Annotated in this window: 20 protein-coding genes; 5 read left to right on the forward strand and 15 right to left on the reverse strand. The window is 61.4% G+C overall.

Translation table 11 applies throughout. The annotated features are described in order from the left end of the window. Position 1 precedes the first annotated feature (1 nt). From KI610_RS02440 to KI610_RS02495, 12 genes are all read right to left on the reverse strand, one after another. Complete coding sequence (locus KI610_RS02440; RefSeq protein WP_226497107.1) at positions 2 to 5,167, reverse strand: PAS domain S-box protein; 5,166 nt, start codon at positions 5,165 to 5,167, stop codon at positions 2 to 4. Between the two features lie 275 nt (positions 5,168 to 5,442). Further along, a complete protein-coding gene (gene fba, locus KI610_RS02445) occupies positions 5,443 to 6,507 on the reverse strand; it encodes a class II fructose-bisphosphate aldolase (RefSeq protein WP_226497108.1) in 1,065 nt (354 codons plus the stop codon). Positions 6,508 to 6,549: 42 nt separating this feature from the next. Next, positions 6,550 to 7,983 (reverse strand): pyruvate kinase, encoded by a 1,434-nt coding sequence (pyk, locus tag KI610_RS02450; protein ID WP_226497109.1) that lies wholly within the window; start codon positions 7,981 to 7,983, stop codon positions 6,550 to 6,552. Between the two features lie 84 nt (positions 7,984 to 8,067). Next, complete coding sequence (locus KI610_RS02455; RefSeq protein WP_226497110.1) at positions 8,068 to 9,252, reverse strand: phosphoglycerate kinase; 1,185 nt, start codon at positions 9,250 to 9,252, stop codon at positions 8,068 to 8,070. A 19-nt stretch (positions 9,253 to 9,271) separates the two neighbouring features. Continuing rightward, on the reverse strand, positions 9,272 to 10,306 hold the full coding sequence (locus KI610_RS02460) for a type I glyceraldehyde-3-phosphate dehydrogenase (protein ID WP_226497111.1): 1,035 nt from the start codon (positions 10,304 to 10,306) through the stop codon (positions 9,272 to 9,274). Between the two features lie 27 nt (positions 10,307 to 10,333). Then, on the reverse strand, positions 10,334 to 10,753 hold the full coding sequence (locus KI610_RS02465) for a hypothetical protein (protein WP_226497112.1): 420 nt from the start codon (positions 10,751 to 10,753) through the stop codon (positions 10,334 to 10,336). A 77-nt stretch (positions 10,754 to 10,830) separates the two neighbouring features. Next, positions 10,831 to 11,859 (reverse strand): type I glyceraldehyde-3-phosphate dehydrogenase, encoded by a 1,029-nt coding sequence (gap, locus tag KI610_RS02470; protein WP_226402014.1) that lies wholly within the window; start codon positions 11,857 to 11,859, stop codon positions 10,831 to 10,833. A gap of 24 nt (positions 11,860 to 11,883) precedes the next feature. Then, entirely contained in the window at positions 11,884 to 13,890 is a 2,007-nt protein-coding gene (tkt, locus tag KI610_RS02475) for a transketolase (protein ID WP_226497113.1), read from the reverse strand. Between the two features lie 109 nt (positions 13,891 to 13,999). Further along, positions 14,000 to 14,653 carry a hypothetical protein gene (locus tag KI610_RS02480; protein ID WP_226497114.1) on the reverse strand — a complete coding sequence of 218 codons (654 nt, stop codon included), beginning with the start codon at positions 14,651 to 14,653 and terminating at the stop codon, positions 14,000 to 14,002. 42 nt (positions 14,654 to 14,695) lie between these two features. Next, complete coding sequence (locus KI610_RS02485) at positions 14,696 to 15,709, reverse strand: class 1 fructose-bisphosphatase (RefSeq protein ID WP_226497115.1); 1,014 nt, start codon at positions 15,707 to 15,709, stop codon at positions 14,696 to 14,698. A gap of 33 nt (positions 15,710 to 15,742) precedes the next feature. Next, positions 15,743 to 17,806: a putative bifunctional diguanylate cyclase/phosphodiesterase gene (locus KI610_RS02490; RefSeq protein WP_226497116.1), complete on the reverse strand. Its 2,064-nt coding sequence runs from the start codon at positions 17,804 to 17,806 to the stop codon at positions 15,743 to 15,745. A 135-nt stretch (positions 17,807 to 17,941) separates the two neighbouring features. Continuing rightward, the gene (locus tag KI610_RS02495; protein WP_226497117.1) at positions 17,942 to 18,496 is read right to left on the reverse strand and encodes a thioredoxin family protein; all 555 of its coding nucleotides are present in this window, start codon (positions 18,494 to 18,496) and stop codon (positions 17,942 to 17,944) included. 41 nt (positions 18,497 to 18,537) lie between these two features. On the opposite strand from KI610_RS02495, the gene KI610_RS02500 reads away from it, so the two are divergent. From KI610_RS02500 to KI610_RS02515, 4 genes are read left to right on the forward strand one after another with little or no spacing between them, the layout of a single operon-like run. Continuing rightward, positions 18,538 to 19,275 carry a 16S rRNA (uracil(1498)-N(3))-methyltransferase gene (locus KI610_RS02500; RefSeq protein ID WP_226497118.1) on the forward strand — a complete coding sequence of 246 codons (738 nt, stop codon included), beginning with the start codon at positions 18,538 to 18,540 and terminating at the stop codon, positions 19,273 to 19,275. Positions 19,276 to 19,278: 3 nt separating this feature from the next. Continuing rightward, positions 19,279 to 20,787: a polyphosphate:AMP phosphotransferase gene (gene pap / locus KI610_RS02505; RefSeq protein ID WP_226497119.1), complete on the forward strand. Its 1,509-nt coding sequence runs from the start codon at positions 19,279 to 19,281 to the stop codon at positions 20,785 to 20,787. Continuing rightward, complete coding sequence (argA, locus tag KI610_RS02510; protein ID WP_226497120.1) at positions 20,784 to 22,103, forward strand: amino-acid N-acetyltransferase; 1,320 nt, start codon at positions 20,784 to 20,786, stop codon at positions 22,101 to 22,103. The genes pap and argA overlap by 4 nt, the downstream gene beginning before the upstream one ends. Positions 22,104 to 22,133: 30 nt before the next feature. Further along, positions 22,134 to 22,406 carry an oxidative damage protection protein gene (locus KI610_RS02515; protein ID WP_226497121.1) on the forward strand — a complete coding sequence of 91 codons (273 nt, stop codon included), beginning with the start codon at positions 22,134 to 22,136 and terminating at the stop codon, positions 22,404 to 22,406. 48 nt (positions 22,407 to 22,454) lie between these two features. Here the strand turns inward: KI610_RS02515 and KI610_RS02520 are convergent, their stop codons facing one another. The 3 genes from KI610_RS02520 to KI610_RS02530 form a co-directional block, all read right to left on the reverse strand. Further along, positions 22,455 to 22,625, reverse strand: a complete 171-nt coding sequence (locus KI610_RS02520) for a hypothetical protein (RefSeq protein WP_226497122.1) — start codon at positions 22,623 to 22,625, stop codon at positions 22,455 to 22,457. Between the two features lie 151 nt (positions 22,626 to 22,776). Continuing rightward, entirely contained in the window at positions 22,777 to 23,226 is a 450-nt protein-coding gene (locus KI610_RS02525) for a GNAT family N-acetyltransferase (protein ID WP_226497123.1), read from the reverse strand. Positions 23,227 to 23,234: 8 nt separating this feature from the next. Next, complete coding sequence (locus KI610_RS02530; RefSeq protein WP_226497124.1) at positions 23,235 to 23,474, reverse strand: hypothetical protein; 240 nt, start codon at positions 23,472 to 23,474, stop codon at positions 23,235 to 23,237. Positions 23,475 to 23,616: 142 nt separating this feature from the next. Between KI610_RS02530 and KI610_RS02535 the strand changes: the two genes are divergently transcribed. After that, positions 23,617 to 25,452 carry a GGDEF domain-containing protein gene (locus KI610_RS02535; RefSeq protein ID WP_226497125.1) on the forward strand — a complete coding sequence of 612 codons (1,836 nt, stop codon included), beginning with the start codon at positions 23,617 to 23,619 and terminating at the stop codon, positions 25,450 to 25,452. Positions 25,453 to 25,473: the final 21 nt, after the last annotated feature.

Raw genomic sequence — 25,473 nt, forward strand, 5'->3', positions numbered from 1 at the left:
CTCAGTTGCCTTGGCTGGGCGCCGACAATATTTCCTGCAGCTTCGCCAGTTTGCTTGCCGCCAACGGGTAGTCATAGCGGTCGATGGCCTGGCGGACACCATCCCAGGCAGTTCGACTGGCCGAATTGGCAAAGTAGGGCGAAATCTTTTCCGCCAGGTCGTCAGCCGCCGTATCGTGCAGTTTGAGCAGTTCAGCCAGTCTGGCCAGCAAGGCTGTCGTCCTTTCGCTATCGACCGCTGAAGCTTCCGATAAACCATTGCCGGCGTCAATCAGCCGATCAATCTCGGCCAGTCCGCTCGTTACCTGGTGCAGTAGCTCAAGAAGTTGCGGTAAATGCGTATCGCATTTGGCTGTGTCGTGGGCGGCCGCCGCAACTTCCAGGGCTGCGGCGGATTCGCCAAGGTCGGTGGCGCCGACGGTGTGGGCGACACCTTTGAGCGAATGGGCCAGTCGCGAGGCCGTCAGACAGTCACCGGCCGCCTGTGCCGCCCTGAACTGCGGCGCAAAACTTTGCCCCTGCGTATCGCGGAACTGCTTGAGAACCCGGAGCAGCAGCGGTAGCCGGCCACCGACATGGGCCAGTCCGATCGCGACGTTGATACCGGGAAATACCGGCAGGGAATTTTCTGCCGCAGGAAGGCTTTTGGGTTTTATTTCATTCGTCGCGGCGGCAGGCATGTCCGGGAAACATTGCGCCATTTGTTCGTAGAGAACATCCATGCGGACCGGTTTGGGGACGTGCGAATTCATGCCGGCTGCCCGGCAAGCCTCCTTGTCCTCAACCATCGCATTGGCGGTCAGGGCAATGATCTTGATTTTCTGCCAGGCCGGGTTTTCACGAAGTTTACGGGTGGCCGTAAAGCCATCCATCACCGGCATCTGGCAATCCATCAGGATCAGGTCCGGCACTTTGCGCGACACCGCCTCGAGTGCTTCAGCGCCATTCGAGGCCAGGCGTAGGGTGATGCCGACATCGGCCAGCAAGGCGCAGATGACTTCCTGATTCACCTCGATGTCCTCGACCAGCAGGATGTCCAGATGGCGGAATCTTGACCATTGCCGGCCCGCCGCCTTGCGCCGGTCAGGGGTGGGCGCCTCCTGGGCGGCTACCCCCAAACAGCGCGCCAGTTCAACATAGACATGGCGAGCACTGACCGGTTTGGCGAGCAGGCTGTCGATTTCGTGGCTGATCTCCTGCAGTTCTTCCTGATGACTGTAGGCGGTCACGAGGATCATCGGCGGTGCTGAATTCAGCGATGAGAGCGCTGTACGCAAGCGGCGAATGGTCTCGATCCCGTCTACCCCGGGCATCCGCCAGTCGACCAGGCAGGCCAGATAGCGGGCGCTGTCGTCCGCCGCCAGGGCCAGCGCGGCTTCGGCGCAATCGACAGCCCGCACTTTCAGGCCAAGTCTTCCAATGATCTGCTCGAGGAGTTGCCGGGCAATCGGACTGTCGTCGACCACCATCACCGGGCGGTCAGCGTATTCGGCCAGCCGCGTTGCCAAGGCGGCGACCCCGGAGCGGCGGTCGAGCCCCAGGTTGGAAAATCTGGTCGTGAAATGGAAAGTGCTGCCTTCGCCGGGGGCGCTGACGACCCATATCCGCCCTCCCATCCTTTCCACGAGGTGGCGCGAAATGGCCAGGCCCAGCCCCGTGCCGCCGTAGCGGCGCGTTGTCGAGACATCGGCCTGGGTAAACGGCTGGAAGAGTTTTTCAACCTGCTCCGGTGACATGCCAATGCCTTCATCGCGAACCGCAAAGTGCAGTTCGGCCCAGTCGGTATCGAGGCGTGTTGTTTCAACCGTGACGACGACATTGCCGCCCACCGAAAACTTCAAGGCATTGGTGACCAGATTGGTGAGGACCTGCCCGAGCCGCAACGCATCGCCCCCCAGCAGATGCGAGTCATTGTCGATGTCGTAACTCAGTTCAATGCCCTGATTCTCGGCACGCAGCGCGGTGACGGCAGAAAGCTGGTCGAAAACGGTTTCCAGGACGAATGGCAGGTTTTCCATCTGCAGCATGCCGGCCTCGATCTTCGAGAAGTCGAGAATGTCGTCGATGATGTGAAGCAGGGCGTCCGAAGCCGCCTTGATCTTGGCCAGATAGTTCCGCTGGCGGTCATTCAAGGCGGTTTCGAGGCACAGGTCGGCCATGCCGATGATGGCGTTCATCGGCGTGCGAATCTCGTGGCTCATGTTGGCCAGGAAGGAGCTCTTGGCCTGCGTGGCGGCCTCCGCCTCATCGGCCCGATGGGCCAGTTCGGCTTCCATCTGACGCTGGGGCTTGATATCCCGCGAGAATCCGACGGTCCCGATGACGGTCATGTCGGCATCGAGAATCGGGGCCCGGAAGGTCTCGTAGCAGGTGTCCGGGTGATCGGGCAGGGCGTCTTCGATCGTCTTCCGGGTGCGGGTGGCGATCACTTCCAGATCTTCGGCGCGATAGCGCTCCGCCGCCGCCCGGGGCCAGACATCGAAATCGGATTTGCCCAGCAAGGCCTCCCTGCTCAGGCCGGCCACCTGGGCATAGGCCTTGTTCACTGCCATGAAATTTCCCGCCACATCCTTGAGCCAGGCCATGTGCGGAATCGTGTCGATCATCGCCTGCAAGGATTGGGTCTGGTAGCGTACTTCCCGGGTCCTGGCCTCGACCAGTTCCTCGAGGTGCTGGCGGTGGTGTTGCAGCTCCTCGGCATTGCGTTTGAACTCGGTAACGTCCTGCTGCACCGCGACGTAATGGGTGATCGAGCCATCGCTCTGGCGAATCGGCGCAATGATCGAAAGTTCGATGTATTCGCTGCCGTCCTTGCGCCGGTTGCAGAGTTCTCCCCGCCAACTGGCGCCACGCCTGAGCGTCTGCCAAAGATCGGCATAAACCTCGGGAGGCGTTTGGCCGGAGCGCAGCAAGCTGGGTTTCTGGCCAAGCGCCTCGTCACGGCTGTAGCCGGTTCTTTCGACGAAGGCGTCGTTCACATACTCGATTTCAGCATCGAGATTGGTGATGATGATGCTTTCCGGGCTCTGCTCGACGGCGAGCGAGAGCTTGCGCAGCATCAAGTCCTTTTCCCGGAGCGGCCGCAGATCGAGATAGCTGACGATAAAGCCCGCCAGCTTGCCCTCGCCTTCCTTGATCGCCCCCACATTGGCAACGAAGGGAATGCGTCGACCATCCCGGGTCAGCCGTTCGACTTCTGCGCTCCAGGTTCCCGTTTGCAGAATCCTCTCAATGGCCTCGGCATGAACCTGTTTCTCGGTTTCCGTTGGCGGCACCAGGGTGCTAACCGGTTTGCCGATAAGATCGTCCAACTCATAACCGAACACCTGGGTGAAGGCCGGGTTGATATAGGTGACGCGGGTATCGGCATCGGCGATCAACAGCGGTTGTGCGGACTGACGCACGGCCTCGCTAAAGAGATAGCGCTGGTACTCGGCAGCCTTGCGTTCGGTAATGTCAAAGAAGGAGGCGAGAAATCCGCCGTTGGAGACGATGCCGGAAATGACCGCTGAGCGAACGTCTCCACTCTTGCTTCTGATTTCATATTCGGCAGCCGGAATGTCGGTGCCTTCATTGTGGGCATTGTTGACCGCCGCACCCCATTTCGAGCGAACCCAGGCGGCATAGGCGGGGTCCGGATAAGCCTGCTGCCACCAGGCATCCAGCGTCGGCACGTCGCTGATGGTATAGCCGAACAGTTGGCTGAAGTGCTCGTTGAGATCGAGCACGGTGCCCTCGGCATCGACCAGGGCCATGGGTACCGGGGCGTGTTGAAACAAGGTGCGGAAACGCTGCTCGCTGAGTTCCAGTAATTTTTCCGCCTGCTTGCGCCCGGTGATGTCCTGGACCGTGCCGTGCAGGTTGATGACTTTGCCGTCGGCATCGCGCAGGGCCTTGCCACGGGCGGTGATCCAGCGGTGACTGCCGTCGGGACGCACGACTTCAGCGTCGCATTCGTAGGTATCTCCCTCGGCCAAGCCTTTCTCGACGCTGCTTGAGAGATGGTTCCAGCTCTCCGGGGTAAAGTACATCTGGACCTCGGGGTAGCTTGCCGGCGGCAAGCTGCGGTCACGGCCGTAGATCAGATAAATTTCGTCCGACCACCAGTGGGCATCCGTTTGCAGATCCCATTTCCAGTTGCCTATCCTGGCCAGATCCTGTGCTTCCCTGAGCGCTGACTCGCTTTCCTGCAGCGTTGCCTCGGCCTGCGCGCGGGCTGTGACATCCCTTGAAATCCCGAACAGGCCGACGATTTTCCCCGAGCTGTCAAAGACCGGTCCTTTGGTCACCTCGAAGACGAGGCTCCTGCCTTCATGCGTCGTCAGGCATTCCTCATGGGTTTGCGTGCGGCCCGCAGCGAGGATCGCCTGATCGGTTTCGACAATTGTCCGGGCCGAGCTGTCCGGGAAAAGGAAGTGGTCGTCGCGGCCGATGATTTCCTTGATCGACTTGCCAACGAATGCCGCGGCCGCGCCATTGACCAGTTGGTATCGCCCGTGCAGATCCTTGACGAAAACCGCATCCGAGGTTCCGGAAACCACCGCGCCCAGCAGGCGACGATCAACTTCGCCCGTCGCCAGTGAGCGGCGCAAGGCTTCGCCGAGCAGGCTGACGGCAACGCCGTTGACGATCAGGAAGCTCCATTGAAACAGATACTGCTCGCTTTCGATGGCCAGACTGCCGATCGGCGGGATCGCCTGGTAGTTGACGCATAGCGCGGCAAGCACGGTCGCCAGCAGGCCAGGCCCGGTGCCGCCAAGCAGTGCACTGAGGATAATCGGAAGCATGAACAGGATCATCATCGGCCGGTCGCCGAGGGTGGCCACCATGTTGTGACGCAGCACCAGCATGGCCAGTGTGACCACAATTGCAAACCCGTAGGTCAGCCAGCGCGGCCGCTGGCCGGGTGTTACCCCGGTGGCGAAAGTCTCGAGCAGCGAGTCGGTACCGGCTGCCCGCGCTGCCGGCACGGCGCGCAAGGCGAAGAAAAATACGGTCGCGGTGACAACGACAAACAGAATGCCCTTGGCAGTAGAAAGCCAAACGATCGACTCGATGTCGGCAAATAACGAGAGCAACTGGTCAGAGAGAAAAATCCAGGCACTGGCGAGAACTGCGTAAGCCGCGGTGGTGAACAGGATGAATCTGTCTCGAGCCGTATTGTCCATTGGTCAGCCTGTGGAAAAACCCCTGATTTGCGCATGTTAGCAAGCAAATGAAAAAAATACGCCAACCCGGATTTGCCGGATAAGGCGGTGCCACGAGCCTTATTCCCAATGGTTTAGACGCCTGTCATTAAAGCCGGTTTTTGTCGATCGCTTGTCTATTGAGTTGAGGACACGCCGCTTGGTTCCTGAGTCCTTTGTCTGGCCGAGCGAAGACACTTTCCGGACGCAAAAAAGCCGCCCGCAGGCGGCTTTCACGGTCAACCGGAAATTTCGGCTTATTTCACAATCTGGTTGAGCTCGCCCTTGGCGTAACGCTCGGCCATCTTTTCCAGCGGCATGGCCTTGATCTGGCTGGCGCGGCCGGCGCAGCCGAAGGCTTCGAAGCGGGCCAGGCAGATTTTCTTGGCTGCTTCGCGGGCCGGCTTGAGGTAGTCGCGCGGGTCGAACTTGGACGGGTTTTCGAACAGGTAGCGGCGGATAGCGCCGGTCATGGCGAGGCGGATGTCGGTGTCGATGTTGACCTTGCGTACGCCGTGGGCGATGCCCTTGACGATTTCCTCGACCGGCACGCCGTAGGTTTCCTTCATGTCGCCGCCGAATTCGCGGATTTCGGCGAGCAGTTCCTGCGGCACGCTGGACGAGCCGTGCATGACGAGGTGGGTGTTCGGGATGCGGGCGTGGATTTCCTTGATGCGGTCGATGGCGAGGATGTCGCCGGTCGGCTTCTTGGTGAATTTGTAGGCGCCGTGGCTGGTGCCGATGGCGATGGCCAGGGCGTCGCAGTTGGTTTGCTTGACGAAGTCGGCGGCCTGGTCGACGTCGGTGAGCAGCTGTTCGCGGGTCATGTGGCCGTCGGCGCCGTGGCCGTCTTCCTTGTCGCCCTTCATGGTTTCGAGCGAGCCGAGGACGCCGAGTTCGGCCTCGACGGAAACGCCGATGGCGTGCGACAGCTTGACCACTTCCTTGGAGACGGCAACGTTGTAGTCGTAGGAGGCGACGGTCTTGCCGTCGGCTTCGAGCGAGCCGTCCATCATCACCGAGGTGAAGCCGGAGCGGATGGCGCCCATGCAGACGGCCGGGCTTTGGCCGTGGTCCTGGTGCATGACGATGGGCAGGTGCGGGTAGGCTTCAAGGGCAGCGAGAATCTGGTGGCGCAGGAAGGGTTCGCCGGCGTATTTGCGGGCGCCAGCGGAGGCCTGCATGATGACCGGAGCGTCGATCTGGCTGGCTGCTTCGCAGATGGCCCAGACCTGTTCCATGTTGTTAACGTTGAAGGCGGGCAGACCGTAGCCGTTTTCGGCGGCGTGGTCGAGCAATTGGCGCATGGAGACGAGCGGCATGGGAACTCCTGTTCGATTTCGTGTTTAGTTGATCTGGGTATTTTAAAGGATTTGATGTTCGCCGACGCGGACGATCTTGAGTGTATTGGTGCCGCCGGTGGTGCCGATGGGCTCGCCGATGGTCAGGGCGATGAGGTCGCCTTTTTCTACGACACCACGATCGATCAGGAGTTGCTCGGCTTCGGCCAAGAGCAGGTCGCGGTCGGTGTGCTGCTGCTTCATCGGCAGCGGGCTGACGCCGCGGTAGAGGACCATACGGCCGACCGATTCGGCATCGGGCGTCAGCGCATAGATCGGTACGCCGCAGTTGAGGCGGCTCATCCACAGGGCGGTCGAGCCGGACTGGGTGAGGGCGGCGATGGCTTTGACCTTGAGGTGATGCGCCGTCCAGATGGCAGCCATGGCAATCGACTGGTCGATGCGCGTGAACACGCGGTCGAGGAATTCGCGGTCGAGCGTGACTTCGGCCGAACGTTCGGCTTCGACGCAGATACGCGCCATCGATTCGACGACTTCGACCGGGTACTTGCCGGCCGCCGTTTCGGCCGACAGCATGACGGCGTCGGTGCCGTCGAGCACGGCATTGGCGACGTCGGAAACTTCGGCCCGGGTCGGCACCGGCGAGGTGATCATCGATTCCATCATCTGCGTCGCGGTGATGGTCAGCTTGTTCTTGTCGCGCGCCATGCGGATCATTTTTTTCTGCAGGGCGGGGACCGTGGCGTCGCCGACTTCAACGGCCAGATCGCCGCGGGCGACCATAATGCCGTCCGAGGCATCGAGGATTTCGGCCAGATTGGTGATCGCTTCGACGCGTTCGATCTTGGCGATGAGAACGGCGGAACTGCCGGCAGCGCGCAGCAGTTGGCGCGCCATGTACATGTCGGCGGCGCTTTTGGGGAAGGAAACGGCAACGAAATCGACGCCGATCTGCGCCGCCGTCTTGATGTCGTCCATGTCCTTGGCGGTCAGCGCCGGCGCGGTCAGGCCGCCGCCCTGGCGGTTGATGCCCTTGTTGTTCGACAGCTCGCCGCCGACCAGAACGCGGGTGTGGATTTCCTGGCCACGGACGCCGGTGACTTCGAGTTTGAGCCGGCCATCGTCGAGGAGCAGGATGTCGCCGAGCACGACGTCCTTGGGCAGATCCTTGTAATCGAGGCCGACGCGTTCCTGGTTGCCGAGCTTGCATTGCGCGTCGAGGATGAAGGCTTCGCCGACGACGAGGGTGATCTTGTTGTTTTCGAACTTGCCGACGCGAATCTTCGGCCCCTGCAGGTCGCCGAGGATGCCGATGGTCCGGCCGTACTTGGCGGCTGCAGCACGAATGCCATCAGCGCGCGCTTTGTGGTCGTCGGCCGTGCCGTGTGAGAAATTCATCCGGACGACATCGATACCGGCCTTGACCATGCTTTCCAGCACTTCCGGCGAGGAGGAGGCGGGGCCCAGCGTGGCAACGATCTTGGTGTGGCGTGACATGTCTTCTCCATCCCTTTTGTTATTTGAATTTTGGTGCTTTTTTCCGGTTGACCGTAGCAATGCTACGGTCAACACCTTGCAGCATTATTTCGCAGCGCGTTCTTCCAGAACCTGAATCGCCGGCAGGGTCTTGCCTTCGAGGAATTCGAGGAAGGCGCCGCCGCCGGTCGAGATGTAGCCGACGTCGTCATGGATATGGAACTTGGCGATGGCAGCCAGCGTATCGCCGCCGCCGGCAATCGAGAAAGCCTCGGAGTGGGCGATGGCCGAGGCCATCATCTTGGTGCCACCGGCGAACTGCGGCAGTTCGAAGACGCCGACCGGGCCGTTCCAGACGATGGTGCCGGCGTTGGCGATGATTTGCGAAAGCGCGGCGGCAGTCTTCGGGCCGACGTCGAGAATGCGGTCGTGCACCGCAACGTCATCGACCGAAATCTTGTTGGCGCGGGCCAGGGCCGAGACTTCGTCGGCGACGACGACGTCGGTCGGCAACGGCACTTCGGCGCCGCGTTCCTTCATGATGTCCATGATGGCGTGGGCTTCCTTGACCAGGTCGGCCTCGGCCAGCGAGTCGCCGATGCGCTTGCCGGAGGCGAGCAGGAAGGTGTTGGCGATGCCGCCGCCGACGATCAGCTGGTCGACCTTGCTGGCCAGCGACTTGAGGATGGTCAGCTTGGACGACACCTTGGAGCCGCCGACGATGGCGACGAGCGGGCGCTTCGGGTTGGTCAGGGCCTTGGTCAGGGCGTCGATTTCGGCGCCCATGAGCATGCCGGCGCAGGCTACCGGAGCGTATTTGGCGATGCCGTGGGTGGTCGCTTCGGCGCGGTGGGCGGTGCCGAAGGCGTCGTTGACATAAACGTCGCAGAGCTTGGCCATCTTCTGGGCCAGCTCGTCGTTGTTCTTCTTCTCGCCCTTGTTGACGCGGCAGTTTTCGAGCAGGACGACTTCGCCCGGCTTGACTTCAAAACCGCCATCGACCCAATCCTGGATCAGGCGCACGGAGGTGTGCAGCATCTGGCCGAGGCGCACGGCGACCGGCATCAGGCTGTCTTCGTGGGTCAGCTCGCCTTCGGTCGGACGGCCGAGGTGGGAGGTGACCATGACAGCGGCGCCCTTGTCCAGGCAGTACTTGATCGACGGCAGCGAGGCGCGGATGCGGGTGTCCTCGGTGATGTTGCCGGCTTCGTCCTGCGGCACGTTGAGGTCGGCGCGGATGAAAACGCGCTTGCCGGCTACATCGAGGTCGGTGAGTTTGATGACGTTCATGGAGATCTCCTGATTTGGCTTAAGTAATGGATTCTTGCGTCCAGTGTTGTGACCAGTAGTCGGCCACTTCGAGCATGCGGTTGGCGAAGCCCCATTCGTTGTCGAACCAGACGAAGAGGTTCACCAGATGGGTGCCGGCGGTGCGTGTCTGGCTGCCGTCGACAATGGCCGAATGGGGGTCGTGATTGAAATCGATCGAGGCGTGCGCCGCTTCGGAATAGGCGACCAGCTTCTTGAGCGGGCCACGCGCCGCGTCGGCGAGCAGGGCGTTGATGCTGTGCGCCGAAACCGGGCGCTGGGTGCTGATCGTCAGGTCGATGGCCGAGACGTTGAGGGTCGGCACGCGGATGGCCTTGGCCTGCACCTTGCCGGTCAGTTGCGGCAACAGGCGCTCGATGCCGCGGGCCAGCCCGGTCGACACCGGGATGATCGACTGCATGGCCGAGCGTGTCCGGCGCAGGTCGTCATGGTGATAGCCGTCGATCAGCGGCTGGTCGTTCATGACCGAGTGCAGCGTGGTGAGCAAGGCCTGGTCGACGCCGACTTCGCGGTCGAGCAGGTCGAGGATCGGGACGATGGCGTTGGTCGTGCACGAGGCGGCCGAGACCAGACGTTCTGCCCCGGTCAGCGTGTGCTGGTTGATGCCGGCGACGATGGTCGCATCGACATCGTCGCCGCTGGCGCCGGGGTGCGAAAGGAGCAGGCGCGGGCAGCCGGCGTTGATGAATTTGGCCAAATTTTCCCGTTGACCGTAGGAACCGGAACATTCGACGACGAGGTCGATACCGCGCCAATCAACGGCCTCCGGCGTGCGGGCGTGGCTGACGCGGATGGCCCGGCCGTCGATCAGCAGTTGCCCATCGGCCACGTCGACGCTGCCGGGAAAGCGGCCGTGCGTCGAATCGAAACGTGTCAGGTAGGCCATGCTCTCCAGATTGGCCGGCTCATTGATGGCGACTACCTGGAGATCGTGGGCGACGCTGGACTCCTGGAGCGCGCGCAGAAAGCAGCGACCGATACGGCCATAACCGTTGATGGCAAGACGCAGTGGCATGAAGTGTCGGTCGCGTTCCGTGAAAGATTATTTCGGCAGCTCGCCGGTATTCTCAGGGTTGTACTCGATATAAACCAGATCGAGCGGGGCGTTGCCCTTGCAGATGCGGAACGGGTACATCGAGACGGTGGCGTTGAAGTCGAGCTTGCCCAAGCCCTTGAAGTGGGCTTCGGCTCGGCCGCGATCATCGCCGAAATAGAAGGGGATGTTCTGCTTGCCGGTACACCAGCTTGACTCGCTGGTCGGCTTGCCGAGGATGGCAATGACTTCTTCGTATTTCATGCCGATCTTCAGTTTGCCGAAAGGCGAGTCAGCCGGCGGATTGCCGACGATCACGGCTTCAGCGGCCTCTTCTTTCTTGGCCGGTTCATCGGCCGCGAAGGCGGTCGTGGTCAAGAACAACGCGGCGATGGCAGCCAGGAAGGTAATACGGTGCGTTTGGTGCATCTTGATTCCTCCAGAAGTCTTGCGGTCGGGGGTGAAACAAAAGGGGCCTTGCGGCCCCTTTTCGTGAAACAAACAGCTTACTTGGCGGCCATCCAGGCGCGGGCGGCGTCGAGCATGCGGCAGGAGTAACCCCACTCGTTGTCGTACCAGGCCAGAACCTTGACCAGCGTGCTGCCGTCTTCGCCTTGAATCACACGCGTCTGCGTCGCATCGAAGGTCGAAGAAACGGTAGTGTGGTTGAAGTCGGACGAGACCAGCGGCTCGTTATTGACGTCCATCACGCCCTTGAGCGGGCCGTTGGCGGCGGCGGTCATCAAGGCGTTGATTTCTTCCTTGGTGGTGTTGCGGCCGGCCGTGAAGGTCAGGTCGACCAGCGAGACGTTGATGGTCGGTACGCGCAGCGCGAAGCCGTCGACCTTGCCCTTGAGTTCCGGCAGCACCAGGCCGACGGCCTTGGCGGCGCCGGTCTTGGTCGGGATGATGTTGGCGGCAGCGGCGCGGGCGCGGCGCAGGTCCTTGTGACGGACGTCGACGGTGACCTGGTCGTTGGTGTAGGCGTGGATGGTGGTCATCAGGCCCTGCTTGATACCGATGCTATCAGACAGGATCTTGGCGACCGGAGCCAGGCAGTTAGTCGTGCACGAAGCGTTGGAAACAACGGTCATGTCCGACTTGAAGAGGCCTTCATTGACGCCATAGACGATGGTGGCATCGACGTCGTCACCGCCCGGGGCGGAGATCAGCACGCGCTTGGCGCCCTGTTCGAGCAGCGGCTGGGCCTTGGCCTTGGAGGTGTAGGCGCCGGTGCACTCGAGAACGATATCAACGCCGTGGTCGGCCCAGTTGATGTCCTTCGGGTTCTTGGTCGAGTAGAAGGCGATTTTCTTGCCATCGATGATGATGCAGTTTTCACCTTCGGTTTCGACGCTGGTGCGGAAACGGCCATGCGTGGTGTCGTACTTGAGCAGGTGCGAGTTGGTCGCCAGATCGCCAGCAGCATTGATGGCGACGACGTCGAATTCATTTTGCAAACCCTGCTCGTAAATGGCGCGCAGCGTGCAGCGACCGATACGACCAAAACCGTTGATTGCAACCTTGATAGCCATGAATCTAACTCCCTCTTTATAAAATCAGGACAACAGCGCCTTGGCCGTCTTGACGACGTTGGCCACCGTGAAACCGAACATGTCGAACAACTGGCCGGCCGGTGCCGACTCGCCGAAGCGGTCGATGCCGATCACGGCGCCATGCAGGCCGACGTACTTGCGCCAGAAGTCCGGGTGAGCGGCTTCGATGGCGATGCGTTTTTTGCAGCCGCCGAGCACGGAGGCCTTGTATTCGGCGCTCTGGCGGTCGAAAACGTTGGTGCAGGGCATCGAGACGACACGCGTCTTGATGCCTTCGCCGGCCAGCGCGGCCTGGGCGTCGAGCGCCAGCTTGATTTCGGAGCCGGTGGCGATGAAGGTGAGCTGCGCTTCGCCGTCGGCTTCGGAAAGCACGTAGCCGCCCTTGGCAATATCGGCGTCGGCAACCTTTTGCGTCACGGTTGGCAGGTTCTGGCGCGACAGGGCGAGCAAACTCGGGCCATTTTTCCGGTCGACCGCAGAAGTCCAGGCGATGGCCGTTTCGGTCGCATCGGCCGGGCGCCAGACGTCGAGATTCGGGATGATGCGCAGGCTGGGGATGTGCTCGACCGGCTGGTGCGTCGGGCCGTCTTCGCCGAGGCCGATGGAGTCATGGGTATAAACCATGATCTGGCGCTGCTTCATGAGCGCCGCCATGCGGATGCCGTTGCGGGCGTAATCGGAGAAAACCAGGAAGGTCGCGGTGTAGGGCACCAGGCCGCCATGCAGCGCGATACCGTTGGCAATGGCGGTCATGCCGAATTCACGGACGCCGTAGTAGCAGTAATTGCCGCCTTCGGTGCGGGTGACGCCCTTGCTGCCCTTGACGAAGGTCAGGTTGGAACCAGCCAGGTCGGCCGAGCCGCCGAAGATTTCCGGCACGGCTGGGACCAGCGCAGCGATGGCGTTCTGCGAAGCCTTGCGGGTGGCGATGTTCTCGGCCTTGTCGCGACAGGTGGCGATGTACGCGGCTTTGGTGGCTTCCCAGTTGGCCGGCAGTTCGCCCTTGATGACGCGGCGCTCGAACTCGGCGGCTTCGGCCGGGAAGGCGGCGCGGTATGCGGCGAAACGGGTATTCCAGTCGCCTTCGGTAGCAGCACCGGCAGCCTTGCGATCCCAGGCGGCGTAGATGTCGGCCGGGATTTCGAAGGGGCCGTGCGTCCAGCCGATGTATTCGCGGGCGGCAGCGATTTCGTCCTTGCCGAGCGGCGCGCCGTGGCAGTCGTGCGAGCCCTGCTTGTTGGGCGAACCGGCACCGATGGTGGTCTTGCAGCAGATCAGGCTCGGCTTGTCGGTCACCGCCTGGGCAGCGACCAGGGCGCGCTCGATGGCATCGGAATCATGGCCATTAACATCGGCAATGACATGCCAGCCATAGGCTGCGAAACGCTTCGGGGTGTCGTCGGTGAACCAGCCTTCAACGTGGCCATCGATGGAAATGCCGTTGTCGTCCCAGAAGGCGATCAGCTTGCCGAGGCCGAGCGTGCCGGCCAGCGAGCAGGCTTCGTGCGAAACGCCTTCCATCAGGCAACCGTCGCCGAGGAAGGTATAGGTATGGTGATTGACGATTTCGTGGCCGGGCTTGTTGAATTCGGCGGCCAGGACCTTCTCCGCCAGCGCGAAGCCGACGGCGTTGGAAATGCCTTGGCCGAGCGGGCCGGTCGTCGTTTCGATGCCGGCGGTGTAGCCGTATTCCGGATGGCCCGGCGTCCTGGCGTGCAACTGGCGGAAATTCTTGAGGTCGTCGATGGAAAGATCGTAGCCGGTTAGGTGCAGTAGCGAATAGATCAGCATCGAGCCGTGGCCGTTCGACAGCACGAAGCGGTCGCGGTCAGGCCAGTGCGGGTTGGCAGGGTTGTGCCGCAGATGACGGCGCCAGAGGACTTCGGCGATTTCCGCCATGCCCATCGGGGCACCCGGATGGCCGGAATTGGCCTGCTGGACTGCGTCCATGGCCAGTGCGCGGATGGCGCCGGTCAGGGGAGAAAACTTGGGGAGATTGCTGACGCTCATGATCCGAAAATCCAGCCTGCTTAAAAGCTGAAATTATCCGGGAAAACCCTCTTTTTGGGTAGGGCAGATGGCCAATAAGGCAGGCTTTTAGGCCTGCCTTTGATCAGTTTTACTGAATCTTGGGATCAAAATTAATCATCATCAGTATGCCCTGGCCGCCACCAAAGCTGCCGCCGGTATAGGCAACACTACCCTGACCGGCATAGACCGCTTCGTAGCGATGGCTGTCTCCGCCAAAGTAGAAGGGAATCCAGGCCTTGGCCGTGACGTAGGCGCGAATGTTCGAGGTCACACCCAGGATGCGCTCGACTTCGGACTGATGCATGCCAATCTGCAACTTTGCCCACTTGCTGCCTGGGGGAATGGTGCCGTAAATCTCACCGTCGAAAGTGCCGTCCTTTGATTTCACGACACATGGGTTACAGGCCTTGTCAGTGGGGCTGCCGGTGACCGGCGTAGCGGCCGGCTCCGGTTTTGCCGGCTCGGCTGCCTTGGGGCTTGCCGTGGTCTTTGGCTTGGCCGGCTCGCAATCGACCGGTGGTGCTTCGGCTTGCTTGGTGTTCTTTTTGGCCGTCTTCTTGGTGCTTTTTTTCTTGGTCGCCGGCTCCGGCGCACATTCCGGCTTGGCGGCGACCGGGGCGGGCGCTGGTGCCGCTGCGGCCTGAGGTGGGGGCGCCGCCTCTTCCGGTTTGGGTTCGTTGCTCTTGCAGCCGGCCAGAATGGTGCCGGCTACCAGGAGTAGTGCAACGCTCATTTTTTTCATCGCTTTGTCCTGTGACAGTGTCGAATGGGTGAATGTAGCAGGTCAGCCGCCGTGATAGCCAGTGACGCGGTCGACTTCGTTTTTCGACCCGAGGATGACCGGCACGCGTTGATGCAGTTTCTCCGGCTGGATGTCGAGAATGCGCTGGCGGCCGGTGGTTGCGGCACCGCCGGCCTGCTCGATCAGCATGGCCATCGGGTTGGCTTCGTACATCAGGCGCAGCTTGCCACCCTGGCCCTTGAGCTTGCTGTCCACCGGGTACATGAAGATGCCGCCGCGCGTCATGATGCGATGCACGTCGGCGACCATCGAGGCGACCCAGCGCATGTTGTAATCCTTGCCGAGCGGACCTTCCTTGCCGGCCTGCATCTCTGTCACATAGCGCATGACCGGGGCTTCCCAGAAACGCTGGTTGGCCATGTTGATGGCGAATTCCTTTGTGTCGGCGGGAATCTGCACGTTTTCCTGGGTCAGGATGAACTGACCCAGCTCACGGTCGAGAGTGAACACGACGACACCGTCACCGACGGTCAGGACGAGCAGGGTGGTCGGTCCGTAAACCGCGTAGCCGGCCGCAACCTGTGCCGTTCCTGGTTGCAGGAAGGCGGCTTCGGCCGCTTCGGGGGTCGATAGGTCGGCGCCTTCGGGACATTTGAGAACCGAGAAAATAGTGCCGATTGAGACATTGACGTCGATATTCGACGAGCCGTCGAGCGGGTCGAAGGTCAGCAGGTATTCGCCTTGCGGATAGCGGTTGGGGACCAGGTGCGGCAGGTCCATTTCTTCGGAAGCCATGGCGGCGAGGTGGCCGCCCCATTCGTTGGCGTCGAGCAGGATGTCGTTGGACAGGACATCGAGCTTTTTCTGGGCTTCGCCCTGCACGTTGTCACTGCCCGCTTCGCCGAGTACGCCGCCGAGGCCGCCCTTGCCGATGGCAACGGAAATGACGTGGCAGGCCCGCGAAACGATTTCAATCAGGAACTTGAGGTCGCCGGTGATGACGCCCTTGTTGCGTTGCTCTTCGGTGAGATAACGTGCCAGCGTGCGCTGTGCCATGAGAACCCCTGCTTTAATGACAAAGGCGCAATTTTACTCTGCCGGACACCTTGCGTGCAGGAAGGTAAAGGCCGCGGCGCTATACAAGGGCTTGCTCAGCAGAAAGCCCTGGACCTCGTCGCAGCCATTGGTGCGCAGCAGTTCAAGCTGGTCTTCGGTTTCGACGCCTTCGGCAATGACTTTGAGGCCCAGCGAATGGGCCAGGGCGATGGTGCCGAAAGCGATGGCACGGTCGTTGAGATCGGTTTCGATGTCGGCGACGAAGGAGCGGTCAATTTTCAGGTGGTCGATCGGGAAAAGCTTGAGGTAGGCCAGTGAGGAGTAGCCCGTGCCGAAGTCGTCGATGGCCAGCGTGACGCCCATGCGGCCGAGGCGTTCGAGAATCAGGATGGCTTCCTGCGGGTTTTCCATCACCGAGCTCTCGGTGATCTCGAGTTCAAGCAGTTCGGCCGGCAGACCGGACAGGGTCAGCGCATTGGCGACAGTTTCGCAGAAATCGCGACGGCGTAGCTGGCGTGCCGAAACGTTGACCGCCATGCGCAGGGGTTTCAGTCCGGCGTCGATCCAGCGTTTCATTTCGCGGCAGGCGGTAGCCAGTACCCACTCGCCAATCTCGACGATGATGCCGGTTTCTTCGGCGACCGGGATGAAGCGGGCCGGCGAAATCATGCCGTCGGTGGGATGGTGCCAGCGGAGCAGGGCTTCGACGCCGATCGGTTCCCGATCACCGGCGAGGAACTGTGGCTGGAAGCACAGTGCCAGTTCGTTGCGGGCGATGGCGTGGCGCAACTTGTGTTCGATGTTCAGGCGTTCCGAGGTGATCTGGTTCATCTCGGTGGCGAAGAACTGGAAGTTGTTTCGGCCCGCCGCCTTGGCGTGGTACATCGCCGTGTCGGCATTTTTGAGGATGGTGTCGCCATCCGGCCCGTCATCGGGGAAGAGGCTGATGCCGATCGACGGGCTGGTGTGCAGTTCGTGCCCGTTGGCTTCGATGGCTGAGGACAGTGCGCCGATGGCCTTGCCGGCAACGACGGCGGCGTCGGCCGCCGACGAGATGCCGGGCAGGATGATGACGAATTCGTCACCGCCCAGGCGGGCGACGAAATCGGTTTCGCGGACGACAGCGGACAGGCGGCAGGCCACTTCACGTAACAATTCGTCACCAACCTGGTGACCGAGCGTGTCGTTGATGATCTTGAAACGATCGAGATCGAGAAACATCATGGCGATCTTCCAGCCATGGCGCCGGGCTTCGGGCAGCAGCTGGGCGAGGCGCATGAGCAGGGCCATGCGATTGGGCAGACCGGTCAGCGCGTCATGTTGGGCGATATGCCGCATGCGTTCTTCGGACTGCTTGCGCTCCGTGATGTCGGCCAGAATCCAGACGTAGTGCGCCGGCAAACCGCTTTGCGGGTCGTCGACGCGGTTGACCCGGGTTCCGGCCGGGAAGCTGTCGCCATTTTTCCGGGTGACTTCAAGCTCGCCTTGCCACGATGCGCGCAAGACCAGATCCCGCTCAAAGGCATCCTGCGTGTGCTCCTCATCCAGCGTAATCAGCCCATAGACGGTCTGCCCTAGCAGTTCGAAGGCTTCGTAGCCGGTCATCAGGGTGGTGGCCGGATTGATTGACAGGATACGGTGAGCCTCGTCGGTGAAAATGATGCCGGCCGGCGTGTGGGTATAAACCTTTTGCGCCAGTTGTTCGCGTTCGGCGCTGGCCCGCTGCTCGGAAATATCGGTATAAGTGGTGATGAACCCGGCAGACTCGGCGCCGATGAATAGCGGCTCGTTCTGGATCAGATAGGAGCGCCCGTTGGGGCGGGTTTCTTCGAGACGCTGAGCTTCGAATTTGCCGATGCGTGCCGTGATGCGTTCGACCAGTTGTTCGCTATCGCCTTGCCCGTAATCGCCACGCGCGACCGGAATGCGGATCACGTCGGAGAAATGAATGCCCTCATGAACGGCGTCGGGTGGCAGTTCGAGCGCATCGATAAATCCCTGATTCCAGACGCGCAGGCGCAACTGCTCGTCGAATACGCTGATGCCCTGCGGCATGCTCGATACGACAGACTGCAGATAGGCCAATTGACGTCGCATGTCGACGGTTGTTGGCGAGGAAGCGTCCGGTAAATTCAACGAGGGTGGGGGGGTGAAAAACGATGGCGAATCATAGCTTAGCCTTCATGGTATGAACATCGATGCAGGTAAATTTTACATTTTTATGGCTGATTGTTATATTTGCCATTTTATCGAGCAGCCAATTGACGCGGCCTGTTCGCGCGGCCCGTCGCCGCTACGGGCGATTTCGCACATCGCTTCGTAGAGTTCGCGCCGGGCATCGGCGGGAGCGGGGTTTCTGCCGGAGGCATCGAGGCGGCCGCGGTATTGCAGTTCGAGGCTGGCGTTGTAGCCGAAGAAGTCCGGCGTGCAGATGGCACCATAGGCCTTGGCGACAAGCTGCGTTTCGTCGTACAGATAGGGAAATGGAAAGGCCAGTTCGGTCGCCCAGCGCGCCATCGATTCCGGTGAATCTTCCGGGTAGACCGTGACATCGTTGCTCATGATCGCGACGCAGCCGATGCCGTGTTTGGCAAGGTCGCGGCAATCGCGGATCAGGCGGTCGATGATCGCCTTGACGTAGGGGCAGTGGTTGCAGATGAACATGACCAGAAGGCCGTTCGGGCCACGACAGCTTGAAAGCGTGTGGCGTTTGCCATCGACGCCGGGCAGATCGAAATCGATGGCCGGTCGGCCAAAATCGCAGACGGGTGGGTTCAAAGCGACCATGTTTTTCCACTCCAAAACGCATTTCGCCCATAATAGCACCGATGAATTTACCCCGTTTTTACTGCCGAGAAGCCCTTTCGCCAGGGGCTCACGTTGAATTGCCGGAGCCCGTGGCGCGCCACGCGGTGAGAGTGTTGCGCCTGCCGCCCGGGGCGTCGATGATTCTTTTCGACGGGCGTGGCGGCCAGTATCCGGCGCAGATCGAGCGCATCGAACGGGACAGGGTCATGGCGGTACTCGGTGCCTGGGAGGATGTCGAGTGCGAGTCGCCGCTGGCGATTACGCTGGTCCAGGCGCTGCAGGCCGGCGACAAGATGGATTTCACCATTCAGAAAGCGGTGGAACTGGGCGTTCGCAGCATCGTCCCGGTCGAAAGTCGGCGCAGCGTATTGCGGCTGGCCGGTGAGCGGGCTGGCAAGCGCGTGGCGCACTGGCAAGGGGTGGTTGCCTCGGCTTGCGAACAATGCGGCCGTAACCAGGTGCCCCTGGTGGCTCCGCTGGAAAAGCTCGAAAACTGGCTGGCCAGGCCGGCCAATGGCGTCATGCGCCTGATGCTGGCGCCGGAGGCAGAGCAGACGCTGGCCTCGATCCGGCCGGTCGGTGAGGTGCAACTGCTGATCGGGGCCGAAGGGGGGCTTGATCCGCAGGAAATGATCGCGGCTGAAACGGCGGGCTTTCAGGCGGTGCGCATGGGGCCGCGCATTCTGCGGACGGAAACGGCCGGCCTGGCTGCCTTGGCAGCGATGCAGGTACTTTGGGGTGACTTCAGGGGGGAATAAAAAATGTTCGAGTCTGCAGAACTGGGCCACAAGATCGACAAGGAAACCTTCAAAAAGGAAGTGCCGCTGCTGCGTGCCGCCTTGCTTGATGCGCAGTACGACATGCTGGAGAAAAAGGAGTTTCCGGTCGTCATCCTGATCAGCGGGGTGGACGGCAGCGGCAAGGGCGAAACGATCAACCTGCTTTATTCCTGGATGGACCCGCGCCACATTTCGACGCTGGCCTTCTCGGCGCCCTCCGATGAAGAACGGGCCCGGCCCTACATGTGGCGCTACTGGCGTGCCCTGCCGCCCAAGGGCAAGGTTGGCATTTTTGCCGGCTCCTGGTATTCGCAGCCGATTACCGACCGGATCACCGGCCAGATGCGCCGTTCCGAGATGGATGAGCGGCTCGACGACATCAATCGTTTCGAGGCCATGCTGGTCAATGAAGGGGCGCTGGTCCTCAAATTCTGGTTCCATCTGTCCAAGGATGGCCAGAAGACGCGGCTCAAGGCGCTGGAGAAGAATCCGAACACGGCCTGGCGCGTCACCAAGGAAAGCTACGATCGCCTGAAGACCTACAACAAGCTGCAAGAAGTGGCTGGTCATGTGCTGCGCGTCAGCAATACGGCGCATGCTCCGTGGATCATCGTTGAAGGCACCGATGACGAATATCGCTCGCTGACCGTCGGCCGCATCGTGCTCGATGCCATGAAGCGCCGTTTGCAGCAGGAAGGGCGCCAGCAGGTGCCGGTGGCGCCGCCGATTGTTCATGCCATCGACCAGAAAAATGTGCTCAGCGAGCTGAACCTGACGCAGAAGCTGGCCAAGAAGGATTACGAGAGCCAACTGGCCAAGTACCAGTCGCGTCTTTCCGAATTGGTGCGCGATCCGCGCTTCGTTGGCAAGCGTTCGCTGGTCCTGGTTTTCGAAGGTTCGGATGCGGCCGGCAAGGGCGGCACCATTCGCCGCATCGGTGCTTCGATGGATGCCCGGCAGTACCAGATCGTGCCGATTGCGGCGCCGACCGAGGAAGAGCGGGCACAGCCGTATCTGTGGCGTTTCTGGCGGCACCTGCCACGCACCGGGCGGGCAGCGATTTTCGACCGTTCGTGGTACGGCCGTGTGCTGGTCGAGCGGGTCGAGGGATTTTGTACGGAAGCCGACTGGCTGCGCGCCTACGCCGAGATCAATGATTTCGAGCACCAGATGGTCGATTCCGGTGCCATCGTCGTCAAGTTCTGGCTGCAGATCAGCGCCGATGAGCAGTTGCGCCGCTTCAAGGAACGTCAGGACACCGAGTTCAAGCGTTTCAAGATCACCGACGAAGACTGGCGCAACCGCGAAAAGTGGGACGATTACGTGTCTGCCGTTTGCGACATGGTCGACCGCACGTCAACCGGGCTGGCGCCCTGGACGTTGGTTGAGGCCAACGACAAGAACTTCGCCCGGGTTAAAGTGTTGAAAACCTTGTGCGAGCGCCTTGAAACGGCACTGAAAGACGACGACGGAAAATATTCGGACAAATGAGCGATACCCCTTACGACGAGCACTTCGTCTCCTGGTTCCGGGCGGTCACGCCTTACATCAACGCCTTTCGCGGCAAGACCTTCGTCATTGCCTTCGGTGGCAAGGCGGTGGCCAGCGAGTTCGCCAAGACGCTGGCCTACGACGTCAATCTGCTGGTCAGCCTGGGCATTCGGCTGGTCCTGGTGCATGGGGCGCGACCGCAGATCGAGGAAGAGTTGCGCGAGAAGAACCTGGAGTCGGTTTATCACCGTGGCTACCGGGTGACCGATGCTGAGGCGCTCGATTGCGTGCTCGATGCGGTGGGCAGCGTTTATCTCGAAATCGAGGCGATGCTGTCGCAGGGTCTGCCGAATACGCCGATGGCCAACAGCCGGATTCGCGTCATCGGCGGCAATTTCATCACCGGCCAGCCGATTGGCGTGCTCGACGGCATTGACATGCAGTACGCCGGCAAAGTGCGCAAGGTCGATAGCGAGGGCATCAACGCCCAGCTCGGCCTCGGCAACATCGTGCTGCTCAACTGCGAGGGGCCGTCGCCGACCGGTGAGATTTTCAATTTGCAGATGGAAGAAGCGGCCGAAGCGGTAGCTATCGCCATCCGGGCTGACAAGCTGGTTTATCTGACTGACAGCCGCGGCGTCACCGACAAGGGGGGCGAATTGCTCGATGCGATGACCGCCGACGAGGCTTTCCAATTGCTGCGCGACGCCGACTGGCTGTCCGCCGACATCAAGCGCTACCTGCCGTGTGCCGTGCGGGCCAGCCGGACGGGCGTCGGCCGCGTGCACCTGATCGGTTTCGAGCAGGATGGCGCGCTGTTGCGCGAGCTATTCACGCACGATGGCGTCGGCACCGTGGTCACCCGCGAATCGCTGGAAAATATCCGCGAAGCCAAGCCGGACGACATCGCTGCGCTGATTGCCCTGATCGAACCTATGGAGCAGGAAGGCATCCTCGTCCATCGGCCGCGCGAACTGCTCGAACGGGAACTCGACCATTTCTCGATCATGTTGCACGACGGCATCATCGTCGGCTGCGCCGCGCTCTACCAGCATTCCGAAACGGAGGCCGAGCTGGCCTGTCTGGCCGTCAGCCACGAACACCGCGAATGGGGCTATGGCGAGCAGTTGATGATCCGCATCGAACAGCGCGCCCGCAAGGCCGGCATCAAGCGTTTGTTCGTGCTGACCACGCGCACCGAGCACTGGTTCGTCGAGCGTGGCTTCAAGCTCGGCACGGTCGATGACCTGCCGGCCAACAAGCGCGATATGTACAACTATCAGCGGCGTTCCAAGGTGCTGTTCAAGACCTTATAATTCCCCGCATCAACCCCCACGGAGTTTCACATGGCACGTACCGTTAATTGCATCAAGCTCGGCCGTGAGGCCGAAGGCCTCGATCAGCCGCCCTATCCGGGTGCGCTCGGCCAGCGAGTTTTTGAAAATGTTTCGAAGGAAGCCTGGCAGCAGTGGATCAAGATGCAGACCATGCTCATCAACGAGAATCGTCTCAACCTGGTCGATGCCAAGCATCGCAAGTATCTGGCCGAGCAGCTGGAAAAGCATTTCTTCGGCGAAGGCGCCGACCAGATTCAGGGCTACGTGCCACCGAAGTCCTGAGCCACGGTTGGTTCATGAAAAATCCCGCTGCGGCGGGATTTTTGTTTTTCAGGCGATCTTGCTCAGTGCGTAGAAAATCAGCATGCCGCCGCCCATGGCCGAGATGGCGAGAATGGCGCTGGTCCGCTTGAGGCCGCTGGCCTGTTCTTCGATGAATTGCTCCAGCCCGTCGAACAGTTCGGGAAAGGCGGCGATGTCGCTATGGTTCTGCTTGTCCATGGATTCTCCTTGAGCAGCCGATTTTCGGCTTGGCTGACCCCGCAACTATCGCCAGCCAATATTGCAGGGGCATGACGGATTTTTTGTATCTCGGTTGCGGGCAGGTGAATGCCACGGTCAACCGGAGAAAACGGCCAAAAATGAAATCCGGCTAGAACTTCCGAACCAGCAAATGTCGTCCGTCGATGGCGCTGTTGCGCACTTCGGTGAAGCCCAGATCGCGGAAGCGCTTGGTCTTGGCGGCTGAAACCAGGATGCGCCCGGATTTGAAGTTCTCCTCCAGCCAGTCAAGGCGCGCCTTGATCAGGGCGCGGCCGATGCCCTTGCCGCGGCGTTCCGGCGTGACCGCCGAGAGGTAGAGGATATGCGTGCTGGACGCCCAGTCGGCGGCCTTGACGCCACCGACGGCGATGATTTCGCCGGCATCCATGGCGACGAAAAAGCGTCGGTAAAACGCCGAATCATCGCCGCGCAGTTCCTTCGCCACGCGCTCGGCGCTGTAGCGCTCGGGGTCGGCGAAGGCGTTGAAGATCAACGTCACGCTCGCTTCGAGGAGGGCTGGGCTGCTGGTGTCCAGCGTATCGATGCGGATCTTTCCCATCGTTCGCTTCAGGGGGCGAAGGGCTGAACTTGGCGCAGGTGCAGGCCGAACTCGGCGGCGCGGCGGGCGGTCTCGCGATTGATCTCGGATTGTTTCTGGCCGAAGGCATCGCGCTCGCGGCGGCTGCTCGCTGCTGCCTCGATGCTGCGCAGGCAGCGCCAGCGATAGCCCTGGCCGGTCGGGAACAGGCGCATCTGGCTCTTGTCGTGATGGACGCGGCAGCAGTAGCAGAACAGGGTTTCAGTCATCACAAGCTCCGGTGGTCGAAGATGAGACCAGCATGTCTCCCTCATGTTTCGGGAAGATGACCGAAATCGATTGCCTGGCCTGTCACAGCGCTGCAACACGGCATACCTACACTGAATGCCAAGTTTGCCATGAAAGACAAAAATGATTGTTCTGATCGATGATGAAGCCGCCGAACTTCGGCGGATCATGGCCGAGGGACTCCTGTATCCGGTCTTTCAGCCGATTCTCGATTTCCGCGTACGGGCCATTCTCGGCTACGAGGCGTTGATTCGCGGGCCGGAGGACAGTCCCCTGCATCGCCCGGATCAGCTGTTCAGCGTCGCGGCGCGCAACGACCTGACGCTGGACCTTGAACACGCCTGTCGCGAGGCCAGCCTGCGCGCCTTCGCTGCCCAGCGTCTGCCCGGTCGCCTGTTTCTCAACGTGACGCCGGGCTGCCTGCTCGATGAGCGCCTGATGAACGGCCATACCCGCGAACTGCTCAACGAACTGGCCATCGCGCCGAATCGCATCGTCATCGAACTGACCGAGAACCAGAAGATCACCGACATGCCGGGCATCCTGGAGGCGCTGCAGCACTATCGCGGACGCGGCTTCCAGTTCGCCATCGACGATCTCGGCGAAGGTTTCGCCAACCTGCGCATGTGGTCCGAGTTGCGCCCCGAGTTCGTCAAGATCGACAAGCATTTCATCAACGGCATCGCCGATGACCGGATCAAGTTTCATTTTGCCCGCGCCATGCAGGATCTGGCCGAGATCTGCAACGCCCTGCTCGTCGCCGAAGGGGTCGAGCGCACCGAAGACTTCATCTGCGTCCGCGACATGGGGATCGCCTGCGGTCAGGGCTATTTCATCGCCCGGCCGGAGACTCATCCGATCCGCCAGTTGGCCGGACAGACGGTGACCGCGCTCGACCAGCAATCGCTCTTGCTGTCGCCGCTGACCGGTGGCCCGGGCAAACTGCCGACAGCGCGCAATCTGGCTCGGCTGATCGAGCCGGTGCCGATGAACGCCAGCAACGTCACCGTCATCGCCCGTTTTGAAGCCGACCCCGATCTCGACGTGCTGCCTGTCGTCCAAGGCACCCAGCCGGTCGGCATGATCAACCGGCACAGCATGATCGACCGTTTCGCCCGGCCGTTCCGCAAGGAACTGTTCGGCCGCAAGAGTTGCGAGCTGTTCATGGATCACGCCCCGCTCGTCGTCGATCAATACGCGACGATCCAGGAGCTGGCGATGATGTTGTCGGTAGCGCCCAAGCACTACCTGTTCGACGGTTTCATCGTCACCGCCCAGGGCAAGTACATCGGCGTCGGCAGCAGCCACGACCTCATGGCGACGATCACCGAAATGCAGATTAGCGCCGCCCGCTACGCCAACCCGCTGACCCAGTTGCCGGGCAACGTGCCGATCAACGAGCACGTCGACCGCATGCTCGAGTCCGGCCATCCGTTCATCGCGGCCTATATCGACATCGACAATTTCAAGCCCTACAACGATGCCTTCGGCTACCGGCGCGGCGACGACGTGATCCACACCCTGGCCCGTCTGATCTGCGAGGCGACCGATCCGCAGATCGATTTCGTCGGCCATATCGGCGGCGACGATTTCTTCGTCATTTTCCGCAGCGAGGACTGGGAACTGCGCTGCTGGCAGATCATCAGCACCTTCGCCCAGGCCATGGGCAACATGCTCGGCGTCGAGGAACGTTTGCGCGGCGGCTACATGGCGGAAAACCGGCGCGGCGAACTGAGCTTCCAGGCCTTGCCGACGCTCTCTATTGGTGCCGTGAAAGTGGGGCCGGGCGATTGCGAGTCACATCGCGAAGTGGCGGCTGCAGCCTCGGCTGCCAAGAAGCAGGCCAAGAAAAGAGCCAAGAATCCGGCCAATGAGCCCTTGGGTGGCAGCCTGTTTGTCGAACGCCGGCGCATTGGCAGTACCGATGCGCTACAACCGGTCGGGCGCTTTCTGAACTGATTGCTACGGTCGACCGGAAAA

The organism is Ferribacterium limneticum, assembly GCF_020510565.1.
In the GTDB taxonomy this organism is placed as follows: domain Bacteria; phylum Pseudomonadota; class Gammaproteobacteria; order Burkholderiales; family Rhodocyclaceae; genus Azonexus; species Azonexus limneticus_B.